General features: G+C 32.3%; 9 protein-coding genes. 7 read left to right on the plus strand and 2 right to left on the minus strand.

Annotated features, from left to right (window positions below; translation table 11 throughout):
- Window positions 1-286 precede the first annotated feature (286 nt).
- From ACTCDL_RS07590 to ACTCDL_RS07610, 5 genes are all read left to right on the plus strand, one after another.
- Entirely contained in the window at window positions 287-1,444 is a 1,158-nt protein-coding gene (locus tag ACTCDL_RS07590) for a hypothetical protein (RefSeq protein ID WP_463175551.1), read from the plus strand.
- A 452-nt stretch (window positions 1,445-1,896) separates the two neighbouring features.
- Window positions 1,897-4,482 carry a bifunctional acetaldehyde-CoA/alcohol dehydrogenase gene (gene adhE / locus ACTCDL_RS07595; RefSeq protein WP_463175560.1) on the plus strand — a complete coding sequence of 862 codons (2,586 nt, stop codon included), beginning with the start codon at window positions 1,897-1,899 and terminating at the stop codon, window positions 4,480-4,482.
- Between the two features lie 759 nt (window positions 4,483-5,241).
- A complete protein-coding gene (adhE, locus tag ACTCDL_RS07600; RefSeq protein ID WP_463175561.1) occupies window positions 5,242-7,914 on the plus strand; it encodes a bifunctional acetaldehyde-CoA/alcohol dehydrogenase in 2,673 nt (890 codons plus the stop codon).
- A 253-nt stretch (window positions 7,915-8,167) separates the two neighbouring features.
- Window positions 8,168-10,729 (plus strand): diguanylate cyclase, encoded by a 2,562-nt coding sequence (locus ACTCDL_RS07605; RefSeq protein ID WP_463175553.1) that lies wholly within the window; start codon window positions 8,168-8,170, stop codon window positions 10,727-10,729.
- Window positions 10,730-11,104: 375 nt separating this feature from the next.
- Entirely contained in the window at window positions 11,105-13,918 is a 2,814-nt protein-coding gene (locus ACTCDL_RS07610) for a PAS domain S-box protein (protein WP_463175554.1), read from the plus strand.
- 240 nt (window positions 13,919-14,158) lie between these two features.
- On the opposite strand, the gene ACTCDL_RS07615 is transcribed toward ACTCDL_RS07610, so the two are convergent.
- Both ACTCDL_RS07615 and ACTCDL_RS07620 read right to left on the minus strand, forming a co-directional pair.
- Window positions 14,159-14,506 (minus strand): class II SORL domain-containing protein, encoded by a 348-nt coding sequence (locus ACTCDL_RS07615; RefSeq protein WP_463175555.1) that lies wholly within the window; start codon window positions 14,504-14,506, stop codon window positions 14,159-14,161.
- 86 nt (window positions 14,507-14,592) lie between these two features.
- Complete coding sequence (locus ACTCDL_RS07620; RefSeq protein ID WP_463175557.1) at window positions 14,593-15,150, minus strand: rubrerythrin family protein; 558 nt, start codon at window positions 15,148-15,150, stop codon at window positions 14,593-14,595.
- Between the two features lie 319 nt (window positions 15,151-15,469).
- Here ACTCDL_RS07620 and ACTCDL_RS07625 point away from each other — a divergent pair, with 319 nt between their 5' ends.
- Together ACTCDL_RS07625 and ACTCDL_RS07630 are read left to right on the plus strand one after the other, a co-directional pair.
- The gene (locus ACTCDL_RS07625; RefSeq protein WP_463175558.1) at window positions 15,470-15,826 is read left to right on the plus strand and encodes an encapsulin-associated ferritin-like protein; all 357 of its coding nucleotides are present in this window, start codon (window positions 15,470-15,472) and stop codon (window positions 15,824-15,826) included.
- Between the two features lie 21 nt (window positions 15,827-15,847).
- A complete protein-coding gene (locus ACTCDL_RS07630) occupies window positions 15,848-16,642 on the plus strand; it encodes a family 1 encapsulin nanocompartment shell protein (protein WP_463175559.1) in 795 nt (264 codons plus the stop codon).
- Window positions 16,643-16,912 lie beyond the last annotated feature (270 nt).

The raw sequence follows: 16,912 nt of genomic DNA on the forward strand, positions 1-16,912 counted from the left end.
AAGTTTTAGCTACGGGTTTTAACCCGTAGTGTAACATATCACCATCACCACAGGTTGAAACCTGTGGCTAGTAAATTTATCATTATAAAAAGTGTCACAATATCTATTTATAACAACATATTCAAATGTGCCTTCAAGATGGAATATTTATAATCAAATTTCACCCTAAATGTTGATGAAAGTAGAATTATATATAGTAAAGTTTAATTAAAAAGAATGAAAAATGATGTTAGTTATAGAATATAGATAATAGTTATTCTAAAAGGATTAGGGGTGAAGGGAAGCTATGGAGCAAGAATCTGTTGAAAAAAATATTCAAGACAACTTAGATAACAATAATTTAGACGATAAGAATTATATGGTCATCCATGGAAAGTTAGCTTATGGCAGTCGCAATAAGATTTATGGACTACTTAGTATTATTATTGATAAGGATAATGGAGAGTTGATTAACTTAGATGTTGCTTTTAGTAATAAGGATGAAGTAGTCTATATTGAGCCTGATAGTAAAGCTTTTGATAGAATCTTCTCTAGAATATCTGATAAGGAGAGACTAGCAGGAAGAAAATTAAAAATCTATTTATTGAATAATATAACTCAAAAGGATAAATTTCAATCTGTTGATGCTCTGCTTCAAGGGGATTTGGAGCAGGTTGAGATTATCTTAAAGTCAAAATTAGAGGATTTTATAAGAGAAGCAGTAGAATTGAGTATATATGGAGATTTTCAAACTAAGGAAGAAATAAGGTATAGTCATCCAAACTTACTTATCGATGAGAATGATGAGTCAGAAAATACTGAAGAAGAGATTATTGAGTTAGATGTAACCCCTGTTATAGCTCCTATTAATGGTAAAAAGATCAGTCAATTTAACAAGAATGATTATATTTTAGTTCAAATTACAGAAGGTAGTTATCATGAACACAAGGATACAATTAGTCCTTTTGTTGTAGATGCTAATAAGAGGCATATTAGAGGGATTATTGATTATATTATCTTTAATGGTCCAATTAAATCCTATGATATTATTATCAAATTTTCTTCTAATATCTATAGCCAATTACTAATAGAGACAGAGGGTGAGCTGAAATTAGCTATTCCACCTCAGCAGGAAGAGATAGACTATGAATTGATGAAGAAAGAGGTTAGAAAAGAGGTTGGGATGGAGCTTAGAGATGAGATAGAGCAGAGGCTACGAGCTAAGTTAGAAGCTGAAATTAGAGAAGAGTTAGAAGAAGAACTTACTCAGAGAATAGAACAGGAATTAAGGATAGAATTAGAGAAGGAGATACGAGAAAGAATGGCCCAAGAGAAGAAAGGTGATAGGTTTAGAAAAGAAGGTGGTCTATTCTTAAATAAATTAATAATCAATATATTTATCTTACTAAGTTTATTTATACTAATTTTACTTGGGTTTATTTATTACTCCAAAAAGCCTTTATAGAACCTTGTGGTTAGAAGATTCTAATATAAATAATATTTTAAAGATAAGAGTGGTTGATTTTTCTGCTCTTATCTTTTTTAGTGGATAATATTTATAAGTGTTATTCAAAGTATATATAATAATTCATTAACCACTAGCCATAACTGTAGTAATTTTCGATAAAAAATATTTTCATGTATGAATCCTATCTCTTTTGTAAAATATAGAAATGATGACTATTAACCTTTTTAAACTAGAATTAGAGCTATAAAATGGAATTGAAATATGGGGTTATAGAAGGATATTAAGACATTTTAGGAATCTGGAATCGGTTATCAGGAATCTGTAAAACATACTGATTCCAGGTTCCTGATTCCTGACACGAAAGTATTGCCATACCACCATTAACTTTTATTTTAAATTTATAGTAAGGTTTAATATTTATTCTAACGGGAGGTAGAAGAATGGAAATAATGAAAGTCACTAACCAAGAAGAGTTAGAAGAGTTAATACAGCGGGTTAAGTCTGCTCAAAGAGAGTACGCTACATATCCCCAAGAACAAGTAGATGAAATTTTTAGAAAAGCAGCTATTGCAGCCAATGATAATCGAATTACCTTGGCTAAGTTAGCTGTTGAAGATACTGGAATGGGAATTGTAGAAGATAAGGTAATTAAAAATCATTTCTCAGCAGAATTTATCTATAACAAATACAAGGATGAGAAGACTTGTGGGATTGTTGAAAATGATACTTCTTTTGGTTTGAAGAAGATAGCTGAGCCTGTAGGAGTATTGGCAGGAATTGTACCAGTAACCAATCCAACTTCAACTACTATCTTTAAATCATTAATTGCTTTAAAGACAAGAAATGCTATTATCTTCTCTCCCCATCCTAGAGCTAAAAGATGTACTACAGAAGCAGCTAGGATAGTTTTAGAGGCAGCTGTAGAAGCAGGTGCACCTGAAGGGATTATTGGATGGATTGATGAACCCTCAATTGAAATGTCTCAAACTTTAATGCGCCATAAGAATATCAGTATGATTTTAGCTACTGGAGGACCAGGGATGGTTAAGGCGGCATATTCTTCAGGTAAGCCAGCCATTGGTGTAGGGTCAGGAAATACACCAGTTGTGGTCGATGAAACATGCCACCTTAAGATGGCAGTCAGTTCAATTTTGATGAGTAAGACCTTTGATAATGGTGTTATCTGTGCTTCTGAACAATCAGTAGTAGTAGTTGATGAGGTTTATGAAGAGGTTAAACAGGAATTTACTGATAGAGGGGCCTATATTCTCTCATCTGAGGAAAAAGAACGAGTAGGGGATGTAGTTATAGTCGATGGTCATGTCAATGCTCAGATTGTTGGTAAGCCTGCTTACCAGATAGCAGAGTTGGCAGGTCTAGAAGTTCCAGAAAGTACTAAGGTCTTAATTGCAGAAGTTGCAGATATTGGGGAAGCAGAACCCTTCTCTTATGAGAAGTTATCGCCAACTCTAGCTATGTATAAAGCCCATAAGTTTGCTGATGCTGTTGATATTGCTGTTGAGCTAGTTCGTTTTGGTGGGATTGGTCATACTTCAGTACTTTATACAGAATTAATTAATCAGGGAAGAATAGATTACTTTGGTTCTAAGATGAAGACTGGAAGGTGCTTAATCAATATGCCTGCTTCTCAAGGAGCAATAGGTGATATTTATAACTTTAAATTAGATCCTTCTCTAACTTTAGGTTGTGGATCTTGGGGAGGAAATTCAGTAAGTGAGAATGTGGGGGTTAGACACTTGCTTAATATTAAGACTATTGCCGAACGAAAAGAAAACATGTTATGGTTTAGAGTTCCAGAGAAGATTTACTTCAAGTATGGTTGTTTACCTACTGCAATGAGTGAGTTGGAGAATAAGAAGAGAGCCTTTATCGTTACAGATAAACCGCTATATGATATGGGATATGCTGATAAGATTATCAATGAGTTGGATGAGATGGGAATTGATCATAAGGTCTTCTCAGATGTAGAGCCAGATCCATCAATTTCTACAGTAGAAAAAGCAGTTAAGCAGATGAGAACCTTTGATCCTGATATTATTATAGCTCTTGGTGGAGGTTCGCCAATGGATGCTGCCAAAATTATGTGGTTGAAGTATGAGCACCCAGAAGCAGAGTTTAAAGAGTTATCGATGACCTTTATGGATATTAGAAAAAGAATCTATCAATTTCCTAAATTAGGGGAGAAAGCTTATTTTGTAGCTATTCCTACAACTTCTGGAACTGGTTCAGAGGTAACTCCTTTTGCTGTAGTTACTGATGATAAGACAGGAATTAAATATCCAATTGCAGATTATGAATTGACACCAGATATGGCAATTGTAGATCCAGATTTAGTCTTATCTATGCCACCTAAATTGACAGCATACTCTGGTTTTGATGCTTTAGTCCATGCTATAGAAGCCTATGTATCAGTATTATCTAGTGAATATACTAAAGGACTTGCTTTAGAGGCAATTAGGTTAGTCTTTAAGTATTTACCAGATTCTTATAGAAATGGTTCAGAGGATAGAAAAGCCAAAGAGAAGATGCATTATGCAGCAACAACTGCAGGTATGGCCTTTGCCAATGCTTTCTTAGGAATCTGTCACTCTATGGCACATAAATTAGGTTCTACCTTTGATCTTCCTCATGGACTAGCTAATGGGTTATTGATTACTCCAATTATCAAATATAATGCTACTGATGTACCAATTAAGCAGACTTCATTTCCCCAATACAAATATCCATTGTCTAAGCGTAGGTATGCTAAGATTGCAGAGCATCTCCAACTTGGCGGGAATACTGATGATGAAAAGGTTGATTTATTAATTGCTGCAATTAATAAACTCAGAAGAGAGATTGATATGCCAATGACCATTGAAGAAGCAGGAGTAACTGAGGTTAACTTCTATAAGAAGTTAGATAAGATGGCAGAGCTTGCCTTTGATGACCAATGTACAGGAGCTAATCCTAGATATCCATTAATTGATGAGATTAAAGAACTTTATATAAAAGGGTTTAAAGGTGAGATATAAGAAAAACCCTAGCTAGAAATAAAAGCTACCCCCATAGTGTAGAGAGGAAAAAATCTACTCTATGGGGTTTTTATATATGGTGGCCAGTATATTTAATTCAGAAGAGGTCACTTAATGCAAGTTGATATTGTTGTTATAATGACAGATCATTTTTGTAAGAAGTACCTCAATTGCTGCTTGCTTTAGAAGTATTTGTTTATAATAATTCAATCTTTAAAAAGTAAAATGATAATAAAGTCTAGAAGCAGTGTCAACTTTAATATGATATAGATGAGTTGATAAAGATTAAAAATATATTTAGATATTGTGTTAATTGAGAATGATAAAAAGATAACATAATATCTTTTTTAAAAAATAATAATTATCATTTTCGACATCTTTTAAAATTAAAAAGAGAGTTATTAAAATAACAAATCTACTATATTTAGTATATATTGTCGAAAATAGATACTATATGTAGAGAGAAAAGTCAAATTTATAGTATAGGAAATAGATATGAAGTCAATTATAGTCAATCATCATAGCTAATGTTAGTTATATAGATAATTGAATAGATAATTAGCTTAAATCGATATTTATGGCTTATTTTAGCTTTAAAGAAAGGTTGAAAAAAATAGTTAAATTTGATATTCTTTTATCAAGTCAAAGAGGAAGCATAATGCTATAAGAAAGTTTGTGTATAAGTTCACAAGGAAGTGTTAATGTTTTTACGGGTGTTGTGTTTTCTTTGAAAAAAAGGGGGACTAAAAAATGGGAATTATGAAAGTTACCAATGCTGAAGAATTTGAAGCATTGATTCAAAAGGTAAAAGAAGCTCAAGCAGAGTATGCTACATATTCGCAAGAACAAGTTGATGAAATCTTTAGAAGAGCAGCTATTGCAGCTAATGATAAGAGAATTCAATTAGCTAAGATGGCTGTTGCAGATACTGGAATGGGAATTGTAGAGGATAAAGTAATTAAAAATCACTTTTCATCAGAGTTTATTTATAATAAATATAGAGATGAAAAGACTTGTGGAGTACTTGAAGATGATCTTGCTTTTGGTATAAAGAAGATAGCAGAACCAGTTGGTATTGTAGCAGGAATTGTACCAACAACAAATCCTACTTCTACTACAATTTTTAAATCTTTACTTGCTTTAAAGACTAGAAATGCAATTGTCTTTTCACCACATCCAAGAGCTAAAAATTGTACAATTGAAGCAGCTAAAACCGTTTTAGAAGCAGCAGTTGAAGCAGGAGCTCCAGATTATATTGTTGGATGGATTGATGAACCATCAATTGAATTATCTCAATTATTAATGAAGCATCAAGATATTAGCTTGATTTTAGCTACTGGGGGACCAGGAATGGTTAAAGCAGCTTATTCTTCTGGAACACCTGCTATTGGAGTAGGTGCAGGAAATACTCCAGCAGTTATTGATGAGACTGCACATATTAAGATGGCAGTAAGTTCAATCTTAATGAGTAAGACTTTTGATAATGGTGTTATCTGTGCTTCTGAACAATCAGTAAGTGTTGTAGCTGATGTTTACGAGGAAGTAAAACAAGAATTTATTGACCGTGGTGCATATGTATTATCTCCAGCTGAAAGAGAGAAGGTTGCAGAGGTAATCATTGTTGATGGTCATGTTAATGCTCAAATCGTTGGTCAACCAGCTTATAAGATTGCTGAGTTAGCAGGAGTAACTGTTCCAAAAGAGACTAAAGTATTAATTGCAGAGGTAGAAGAAATTGGCGCAAATGAACCATTTTCTTATGAAAAGTTGTCACCAACTTTAGCTATGTACAAAGTTAAAGACTTTGAAGAAGGTGTTGATAACGCTGTAGAATTAGTTAAATTTGGTGGGTATGGACATACATCTTCTCTTTATACTGATCCAGCTAATACAGATAGAAAAGATTACTTTGGTTCTAAGATGAAGACAGGAAGAATTATTGTTAATATGCCTGCTTCTCAAGGTGCTATCGGTGATATCTATAACTTCAAATTGAGCCCTTCTTTAACTTTAGGTTGCGGATCTTGGGGAGGTAACTCAGTAAGTGAAAATGTGGAGGTTAAACATCTTATGAATGTAAAAACAATTGCTGAGAGAAAAGAGAATATGTTATGGTTTAGAGTACCAGAAAAGATTTACTTTAAGTATGGTGCATTACCAATTGCATTAAAAGAGTTAGAAGGTAAGAAGAGAGCATTTATCGTAACTGATAAGCCATTATATGATCTTGGTTATACAGAAAAAATTACTGAAGTATTAGAAACAGTTGGAGTAGATTTTAGAATATTCTCTGATGTAAAACCTGATCCAACATTAAGTACTGTTGAAAAAGCAGTTAAACAAATGGATTCTTTTCAACCAGATGTAATTATTGCTCTTGGTGGAGGTTCTCCAATGGATGCTGCTAAGATTATGTGGTTAATGTATGAGCATCCAGAAGCGGAATTTAAAGAGTTATCTATGACATTTATGGATATCAGAAAGAGAATTTATAAGTTCCCTGAATTAGGAAGTAAAGCTTACTTTGTAGCTATTCCTACAACTTCAGGAACTGGTTCAGAAGTAACACCATTTGCTGTTGTTACTGATGACAGTACTGGAATTAAGTATCCAATTGCTGATTATGAGTTAACTCCAGATATGGCAATTGTTGATCCAGATTTAGTCTTATCTATGCCAGCTAGATTAACAGCTTATTCTGGTATTGATGCTTTAGTACATGCGATTGAAGCTTATGTATCTGTATTGTCAAGTGAATATACTAAAGGATTAGCTTTAGAAGCTATCAGATTAGTATTTAAATATCTACCTAGATCTTATAGAGGCGGAGCAGAAGATAGAAAAGCTAAAGAGAAGATGCATTATGCAGCTACTACTGCAGGTATGGCCTTTGCTAATGCTTTCTTAGGAGTTTGCCACTCTATGGCACATAAATTAGGTTCTACTTTCCATGTACCTCATGGTTTAGCAAATGCATTATTAATCAATGAAGTAATTGAATACAATGCTAGTGATGTACCAGTTAAGCAGACTGCATTCCCACAATATAAGTATCCATTAGCTAAGACTAATTATGCTAAGATTGCTGACCACTTAGGATTAGGTGGAAATAGTGAAGATGAGAAGGTACAATTATTAATTAATGCTATCAATGAACTGAAAGCAGAGATTGATATTCCAAATACTATTGAAGAAGCAGGGGTTACTGAAAAGAACTTCTATGCACAGTTAGATGAAATGTCAGAGTTAGCTTTTGATGACCAATGTACAGGAGCTAACCCAAGATACCCATTAATTAGTGAAATTAAAGAACTATATATCAATGCCTTTGAAGGAAAGAAAGTTGTAGAAGAAACTGTTGAAGAAGAGAGTATTGAAGAGGTAGCCGATGCTGAAGCTGAAGTTGCAGCTACAGCTGAAGATGCAGAATAAATTATTTGATCTTAAAAGACCAGCCATCATGGCTGGTCTTTTTTTGATTAATTTTAAATCTGAATAATATATATTCTTTCATATGCTTTTAAAAGGGTATGAAAACATTTATAAAAAAACTAATTTATCATAAACTTTTATTTAAAGTAGAAATTATATACATATGATTATTTTTAATTTTAAAGGAATTTATCGATGAAAGTTGAAGTCTTTATTTATAAGATGAATTAATAGGAGGTTTAGTAGATTAATCATGGTGATAAAATTATACAAAGATAGACTTGTTTTAGTTGTATTGATACTATTAATTTCACTATTTACTCCAGTAAACTCTCAAGCTAATGAAGATGAAGATAAGAAGAATATATTAATTGTTCATTCCTATTCTCCTGAGTTTGGTTGGACAGATAATATTGATAGGGGTATTAAAAGTATCTTAGGTTCCAACTCTGAAAATATAAATGTGCATACTGAATATTTGGATACCAAGCGAATAAGTGATAAAGAACATATAAATAATCTCTATCGACTCTTTAAGCATAAGTTTAAGGATGCTAAATTTGACTTAATCATTTCATCTGATGATGATGCTTTAAAATTTTTATTAGAATATCAAGATGATCTCTTTCCTAATACACCAGTGGTATTCTGTGGAATAAGTGATTTGGATAATTATTCCTTCGAAGGGGAGGAGAATTTTACTGGTATAGAAGAAGAATTAGATATGAAAAGTACAATTGAGGTTGCTCTAAAGTTACACCCTAATATTGATAAGGTGGTAGCAATTACTGATGGAACTACTACTGGACTAACAAATTTAGAGATGTTAAAGGATGCTATGGCTGATATTCCTGAGCCTATTAGTCTAATCAGTTATAAGTTATCTTACCTCACCCAAGCAAAAGAGATAGCCAAAAAAATTAATAAACATAGTATTATAGTCTGGCTTGCCAGTATAAAGTATGAATCAGGCAATTTAATTTCTTTAACAGAAGCTACAGAGTTAATTTCTCAATATACTACTAGACCCATCTATAGTTTTTGGGATGTGTTCCCTGGTCATGGAGTTTTAGGTGGAAAGATTAGCAGTGGTTATCAGCAAGGGAGAATTTCTGCAAAGATAGCATTAAATATACTAAAGGGAGAAGAACCAATCATTGAAGAGAACCCTAATAAATTTATGTTTGATTATCATGAGCTAAAAAGCTTTGATATAGATTTTAATAAATTGCCTGAAGGTAGTGTTATTGTTAATAGACCATACTCATTTTATAATGAAAATAAGGGTAAAGTTTTAGCTACGTTAGCTTTTATCATCTTTTTGACTATAATTATCTGTATTCTTTTAATAAATATATTTAGGCGAAAATCAGCAGAAAAAGAGCTTAAAGATAGTAGAAATAAATATAGGACTTTATTCCAAGCAACTGGTACTGCTAGTTGTATATTAGAGAAGGATACGACTATATCTTTAGTAAATAATAAGATGGAAGAGATTTTAGGATGTTCTAAAGAAGAGATAGAAGGTAAGGTGAAGCTATTAGAATTAGTTATGGACCATAAATCTTTAACTAGGATTTTAAATTATCATTGGCAACGTAGGAGAAATGATGATACTCCTGAGAGATATGAGCTTGATATTATAAATAATTATGGTGAAAAGAAGACTGTGATTATTCAAGCTAAGTTGATACCTGATAGTGACAAAAGTATAGTTTCACTAATAGATATCACTGAACGTAAGAAAGCAGAAGAAAAGATTAAATACATGAGTTATCATGATAGTTTAACAGGTCTTTATAATAGGAAATTTTATGAAGAAGAGCTAAGGCGGTTAGATGTAGAGAGGAAGTTACCTTTAAGTATGATTGTAGGAGATGCGAATGGATTGAAATTGACTAATGATGTCTTTGGACATGAAGCTGGAGATGAATTATTAAAAGAGATAGCTAGGATTTTAAAAAATGCTACTCGTGAGGAAGATATTATTGCTCGATGGGGTGGTGATGAGTTTGGTATTATCTTAGCAGAGACTAGTGAAGAGGTTGCCAAAAGTATAATTAAAAGGATTAAGGATGGTTGTGATTCTTCTGATTTTGAACCAATTACTCCTCAGATTGCTTTAGGATGTGCAACTAAAGTAGTGCCAAAAGAAGCTATAGAAGATATATATAGAAGAGCAGAGAATAGAATGTATGATGATAAATCTGAAAATAAGAGTAGTGGTAATAGCGAGCTATTAAAATCCTTGACTGATAAATTAGAAAATAATAGTTATGAGACTGTAGGTCACACCTCTAGAATGATAAGTATGAGTAGAAAGATGGGTGATAGTTTAGGATTATCAGAGAGGGATTTACAAAATTTGGTTAAGCTAGCCAAATATCATGATATCGGTAAGTTAGCAATTGAAAAAAGTATACTCAATAAAGCCGAACTTTTAACTGCAGAAGAATGGGAAGAGTGTAAAAAGCATTCAGAACATGGATATAATATAGCCAAGAGTTTTCAGGATTTAAGAAATATTTCTAATGGTATTCTTTACCATCATGAAAATTGGGATGGGACCGGCTATCCAGAAGGATTAGCAGGAGAAGATATACCACTCTTATCTAGAATTGTTCATATAGTTGATGCCTATGATGCCTTACTTAATCGACCTTATAATTCAATTAATAATAAAGAGGAATATCAAGGTCCTATGTCTAAAGATCAGGCTGTTAGAGAGATAGAGGATAAATCTGGGAGAATATTTGATCCTAAATTAGTTGATGTTTTCTTAAAATTAATAGAAGAAGGAAGGGAGAATAGCTAGTATTAATACTAGCTATTTTTTATTTAAGAAGTAATTTTGAGAAAAGATTAAATTGTTAATAAAAAGTAATTAGCTAATAGAAGATTATTTATTAAATATTAATTTTTAGCAGGATATTATTGGTTATTATAGAATATTAATTCCTAAGGAGGTTATATGTAGCTATTTATCTTTAGAGTCAAGTTGGACTTATTCAAAGTTGGGTGATAGTAGGTATGGAAAATTTTTTTTGGTATTTTTCCATTAACGAAAGTTCAAAAACTGGTAGTAGATTGTTGATAGGTAGAGGTGAAAAGCTTAGGCTACAATGAGTTTTAATTTAGAGTGTGTTATTCATAAAGTTGATTTTTAAATGCTATTTATTGGTGGTGTGATATGGTGAAGTTAAAAAGAGTGAGTATGAGAGGTAGAGAAGACTTTGATAGTAAGGAGAAAATATTAGAAGAATTATCAAAAGAAAGAGAGATATTAAAGGCTGTTTTAAACTCTACAACTAATGGTATTTTGGTTACAGACAATAACCAAAATATTATTTACTATAATAGCCTTTTTTTAGAGATGTGGAACATTCCTATGGAGTTAATTGATAATACAGATGGCAAGATAATTATTAAGGCTGTCAAGCATAGAGTAAAGTATCCAAATAGATTTATATCTGATTTAGAACAGATAGCAGAAAAAGGAGAAGAAAATCTAGATTCTGTTAAATTTAAAGATGGGAAAATCTTAGAGAGATTCTTTAGACCTCTTATAATAAAAGGTGAAGTTTGTGGAAGGGTCTGGAGTTTTAGAGATATAACAGAGAGAAGAAGTCTAGAATATGAAGTAGAAAAGAATCAAATATTATATGAGCAACTCATTAATCTTCTTCCTGATGGTGTTATTGTACAGAAAAATTCTGAGATAATACTTGTAAATAAATCGGCTTTAGATATTTTGAGATATAGTGATAGTAATCAAATTATTGGGAAGAATCTTATTGATTTGGTTGAATTTGATAATCTTGCAAAAATTTTAGAGAGGCAAAAAAAGTTAAATGAAAGTGAATGTACTGTTGGTACATTAAAGCATAAGATAATTAGAAGGGATGGTAGTGAAATAATCTCTGAATGTAAAGGATTCTCTTTTGATTATCAAGGGGAGCACTATACTGTGATTTTAGGAAGTGATATAACAAAATCGGAGAAAATCAAAGAAGAATTAAAGATTAAGGAGCAGATAATAGATAAGTCATTAAGTGGAGTTATTTATATTGACCTTCAAGGTAATATTCGCTATGCTAATGATAGTTTTTTAGAGATGTGGGGCTATGATAACTTAAATCAAATATTAGGTCAAGATCCTCTTGAATTAGGAATTTGGACCACTAAGGAATGTGTCGAAGAAAAGAGAGAAGTTATACATAATAAAGGCTATTGGAGAGGTGAAGCTATAGCAGAGAATAGAACTGGAGATAAGTTTGAGGTAATGCTTTTTGCTACTGCAATTCAAGATGAGCAGGGGAAGGTGATTGGCAGCTCAGTCTCGATTATCGATATTTCAGAGATAAAGAAGGTTCAAAAAGAATTAAAGAGAAGTCAAGAGAAGTATCAGAGGTTGGTAGAATTATTGCCAGATGGTATAGTGATTTCAAATAATGCAAACGTTGTATTTGCAAATAAAGCTTGGGCCAACTTATTAGGGTTTGCAGGTGTGGAAGCTGTAATGGGTAGAGATTTATTTGATCTTTTCAGTGTTTTTCCAGAAGATTATAAAGTTATACAGCAAAGAACTAAAGCTGTTATAGAAGAAGAAAAGGTAGTCCCTTTTTTAGAACATAAATTGATTAGAAAATCTGATAATCAGATATTAGATTTGGAAATAGCAGGGATTCCCTTGGTCTATGAAAATAAAAATACAATGATGCTTGTTGCTAGAGATATCTCAGAAAGGAAGAAATTTGAAAAAGAATTAAAGAAGAGTACAGAATTATATCAATTATTGATGAAATTATTACCAGATGCAGTTTTAGTATATAAAGAAGATAAGCTGATTTTTGCTAATGAGAAGGTCTTTGAACTGACTGATTATGATAACCTTGAAGATATTATTGGAACTGATTTTGGTGATTTAATCAATATTCATCCAGATGATCAAGAGTATGTTCAAAAGAAGGAAAGAGATTTCTTATCTCAAGAGGACTGTATAGGTTTTGTAGAGTATAGATATGTCCGTAATGATGGAAGTGTGGTTGATATAGAGGTTGGTGCAGTATCCTTTAGACATGATGGTGAGAGGTATATTATTACTTTGGCTAGAGATATTAGAGATAGAAGGAAGGCTGAGAGTTATAAGCAGACCATTATAGAGAAACAGATGAAATTAAAAGAAATTGAAGAACATAATAAATTAAAGACAAACTTTTTTGCAAATATCTCCCATGAATTAAAGACACCATTAAATATTATATTTTGTGCCTTACAACTATTAGAGCGGATTTGTGATCAACAAAAGTTAGTTAATACTCAAAAGACCTTAAAGTATAGGAAGATGATGAAGCAGAACTGTTATAGATTGCTAAGGATAGTCAATAATTTAATCGATATTACAAAGTTAGATGTAGAATTTTTAAATATCAATTTTGCCAATCATAATATTATAAATGTTGTTGAAGACATGGTTCTATCGGTAGCCCAATATGCTAAAACTAAAGACATAGAATTAATCTTTGATACTGAAGTTGAAGAGAAGGTAATTGCTTGTGATTTAGATAAGATGGAAAGGGTACTTTTAAACTTATTATCAAATGCAATTAAATTTACCAATGCTGGTGGATATATATTTGTGAATATTTATGATAAAGTAGAGAATATAGTTATATCTATCAAAGATACAGGAATAGGTATTCCTGAAGATAAATTGGACGAAATCTTTGTCAGATTTAAGCAAGTGGATGAATCCTTAAGAAGAAATCAAGAAGGAAGTGGAATTGGATTATCTTTGGTAAAGGAGCTAGTAGATAGGCATCAAGGGCATATATCTGTAAAGAGTGAATATGGAAAGGGAGCAGAATTTATTATCACCTTACCAGTTAAGGTGGTTAAAGAAACTAATAATCAACTAAAAGAGGATAGTCATAACTTAAAGGCAGGTATAGTTGAAAAGATAAATATTGAGTTCTCTGATATTTATTCTATTGATTTGAATTGATGTTTTGTATTAGTATAACATAGAGATATTGCGACACTTTCGTGTCAGGAATTGGGAATATGGAATCAGTCTGTTTTACTGATAATTGGTTCCTGACTCCTGATTCCTAAAAATGTCGCGATATACCCATGAAGAGATATTATTGCTATTAAGATTTAATTAGTACAACGTGTTATATCAAGATTTAGTTAGCAATATATTGGAAGAATAAAGCTAGATATTATCTAGCTTTATTTCAGTTTATTCTACAGTGATCTCTTTATTTCCCTGCCATTGACCATGTAAATTACATAGTTCATAAGCTCTGATAGTGCAAGATTCCTTTAATTTCACCTTAAAAGTAACCTCTGCTTTCATTTCAGGTGTAAAGTTTGCTCTACCTAGATGATAATAATTAGCATAAAGATCAACATATTGGATAAAGTGACCAGGCTCTACTGGGTGATCTATCTCCCCCATTTTGACAGTAATATCAAAATATTCATCCTTCTTTACTTTATTAGGTGCTTGAATTACTGGTATATGCTTCTTCTCTAATTCAGTTTTGTTATTTGGGTCATCAGCTTGTTTAACTTCATAATATTTCATTATTATCTCCTCCTTGGATTTAGTTATCAAGAATCTGGAATCTGTTATCAGTTATCAGTTAAAATTACTGATTTCTGGTTCTGATTCTATTTACGAAATTCTTTAAATTGTTCTTTAGTGGCTCCACAAATTGGACATTTATCAGGAGTGCCATCTTTGACAGTATTTCCACATATTTCACAAACACTGACATATTCTAAATCGTAATCCTCTCCATTATCAACTTTTCCTCTAGCTTCATTGAATAGTTTAGAATGAATCTTCTCCGCTTCTAGGGCATAATGGAAGGATTTAAGTGCATCCTTTTCATTTTGATCTTTGGCTACTAGGTAGTAGCTAGGGTACATCTGTTCAATCTCAAAGTTTTCACCTGCAATAGCTCCTTCCAAATTTTCTGAGGTAGAACCTATTCCAAAGCCAGCCCCTGAGGCTACTAAGAAGTCGCCCTCAATATTGCTATGGGCTTCAAAGTGATTACCTGCATGGACCTCTTCAGCATAAGCAACTGCTTTAAAGAGAAGACCCACCTTTGAGAATCCATCCTCTTTAGCTACTCTCCCCCAGACTATGTATCGTTGATAGGCTTGACTTTCTCCACCAAAGGCTGAACGGAGATTTTCTGCGGTTATTTCATTAGTTACCATAATATCATCTCCTTTGTGTGATTAAATACATAATGAATGTATTATTAACAACACTTAATTATTATAATAACCAGAAAAATAAATATTATTTATAGTATTCTTGAATTGTGTTTTAAATTATTTAATATATATCTATAATGGAGTAGATTAATCTGCTTCATTAGTTAGGTTGGTAGATGTTAGGCTATTTCTAACTACCTACCTTTAAATTATCTAGGCACCTATATTTAGGCATATTGTTTTTTCTTGACAAAAAAAGTTTATTCTATTATAATAGTAATAGGAATGATTACCAATAATTTATGAGGAGGCGAAGAATATGGCAAGTGAAGGATACCATGAAGATAACTTACCTCAGGAAGCAAAAGAGTATCATCGGATGATTCAAAGTGTGATTGAGGAGATGGAAGCGGTAGATTGGTATAATCAGCGAGCTGCTGCTACAGAAGATCCACAGTTAAAGGCTATTGTAGAACATAATCGTGATGAAGAGATTGAACATGCATGTATGGGTTTAGAATGGTTAAGGCGTAATAATCCTAAATGGGATGAATTCTTAAGAGAGTTCTTATTTACTGAAGGTGATATTACAGCTTTAGAAGAGGGTGAAGAAGAGACTGATGATGAAATGAATAACTCTAATGATGAATCTCTTGGCATACATAATTTAAGATAATCTTAAAGAGGAGGAGATACTATGAGTAATTTAAAACGATCATTAGCTCCAATTACTGAAGAAGCTTGGAATTTTATAGATCAAGAAGCAAGAGAAAGGTTACAAGTTAAGTTAAAGGGGCGTAAATTTGTTGATTTTATAGGGCCTAAGGGAATTGAGTTTGCTGCTGTGAATACAGGAAGAAGGGTAGCTTTAGATAATGATGCCAAAGAAGGTGTATCATATTCTAAACGCCATGTCTTACCTTTAATTGAGTTAGAGGTTCCTTTTAAAATGAAGATAGATGAGATAGAATCTTTGGTTAGGGGAGCTGAAGATGTTGATACTGATTCTTTAGCAGAAGCTGTAAAAAAGCTTGCTCAAGCAGAGAATAATGCAATTTTTTATGGTTTAAAAGAAGGGGAAATTGCTGGTATTTTAGATAAATCTCCTTATGGATTAATTAATATTGGAGAAGAAGGTCTGGTTTCAGCAGTAGCTGAGGGAGTCCAAAATTTGATTACAGAGGATGTAGAAGGTCCTTATGCATTGTTATTAGGTCCAGAACTATATTCTTTATTATATAAATTAGATGATAAAGGTTATCCTATCAAGAATAGGTTGGAAGAGATTTTGGGCGGAGAAGTTGTACCAGCACCTGAACTTGTTAATAAAGGTTTATTAATTTCTAAACGAGGAGAAGACTTTAAACTAATTGTTGGTCAGGATATCTCTATTGGTTTTAAAGAGCAAAAAGGTGATGAGATAGAGTTTTTCTTGACTGAATCCTTTACTTTTAGAGTCGATGCTCCAGAAGCTGCTATTGTTTTAGAGTAGATTTTTTATTTTAGCAATTCACATCTAAATAATGTGGGTTGCTTTTTTATTACATTTTAATATCTTGGTATAAAGTGCTGAAGAGTTTATAATACTAAAAGATATATGATAAGTCTATAATTATTTGGTCTGTTGGTTAAATCTAAATATTAATAGTTTCTGTTAATGGTTATATTACGACACTTTAAGTTTTAGCTACGGGTTTTAACCCGTAGTGTAACATATCACCATCACCACAGGTTGAAACCTGTGGCTAGTAAATTTATCATT

The sequence above is a fragment of the Orenia sp. genome (assembly GCF_055140805.1).

Excerpts from the sequence above, each read along its gene's own strand:
- ACTCDL_RS07590 (WP_463175551.1), top strand. The coding sequence starts at position 287 with ATGGAGCAAGAATCTGTTGAAAAAAATATTCAAGACAACTTAGATAAC.
- adhE (WP_463175560.1), top strand. The coding sequence starts at position 1,897 with ATGAAAGTCACTAACCAAGAAGAGTTAGAAGAGTTAATACAGCGGGTT.
- adhE (WP_463175561.1), top strand. The coding sequence starts at position 5,242 with ATGAAAGTTACCAATGCTGAAGAATTTGAAGCATTGATTCAAAAGGTA.
- ACTCDL_RS07605 (WP_463175553.1), top strand. The coding sequence starts at position 8,168 with ATGGTGATAAAATTATACAAAGATAGACTTGTTTTAGTTGTATTGATA.
- ACTCDL_RS07610 (WP_463175554.1), top strand. The coding sequence starts at position 11,105 with ATGGTGAAGTTAAAAAGAGTGAGTATGAGAGGTAGAGAAGACTTTGAT.
- ACTCDL_RS07615 (WP_463175555.1), bottom strand. The coding sequence starts at position 14,506 with ATGAAATATTATGAAGTTAAACAAGCTGATGACCCAAATAACAAAACT.
- ACTCDL_RS07620 (WP_463175557.1), bottom strand. The coding sequence starts at position 15,150 with ATGGTAACTAATGAAATAACCGCAGAAAATCTCCGTTCAGCCTTTGGT.
- ACTCDL_RS07625 (WP_463175558.1), top strand. The coding sequence starts at position 15,470 with ATGGCAAGTGAAGGATACCATGAAGATAACTTACCTCAGGAAGCAAAA.
- ACTCDL_RS07630 (WP_463175559.1), top strand. The coding sequence starts at position 15,848 with ATGAGTAATTTAAAACGATCATTAGCTCCAATTACTGAAGAAGCTTGG.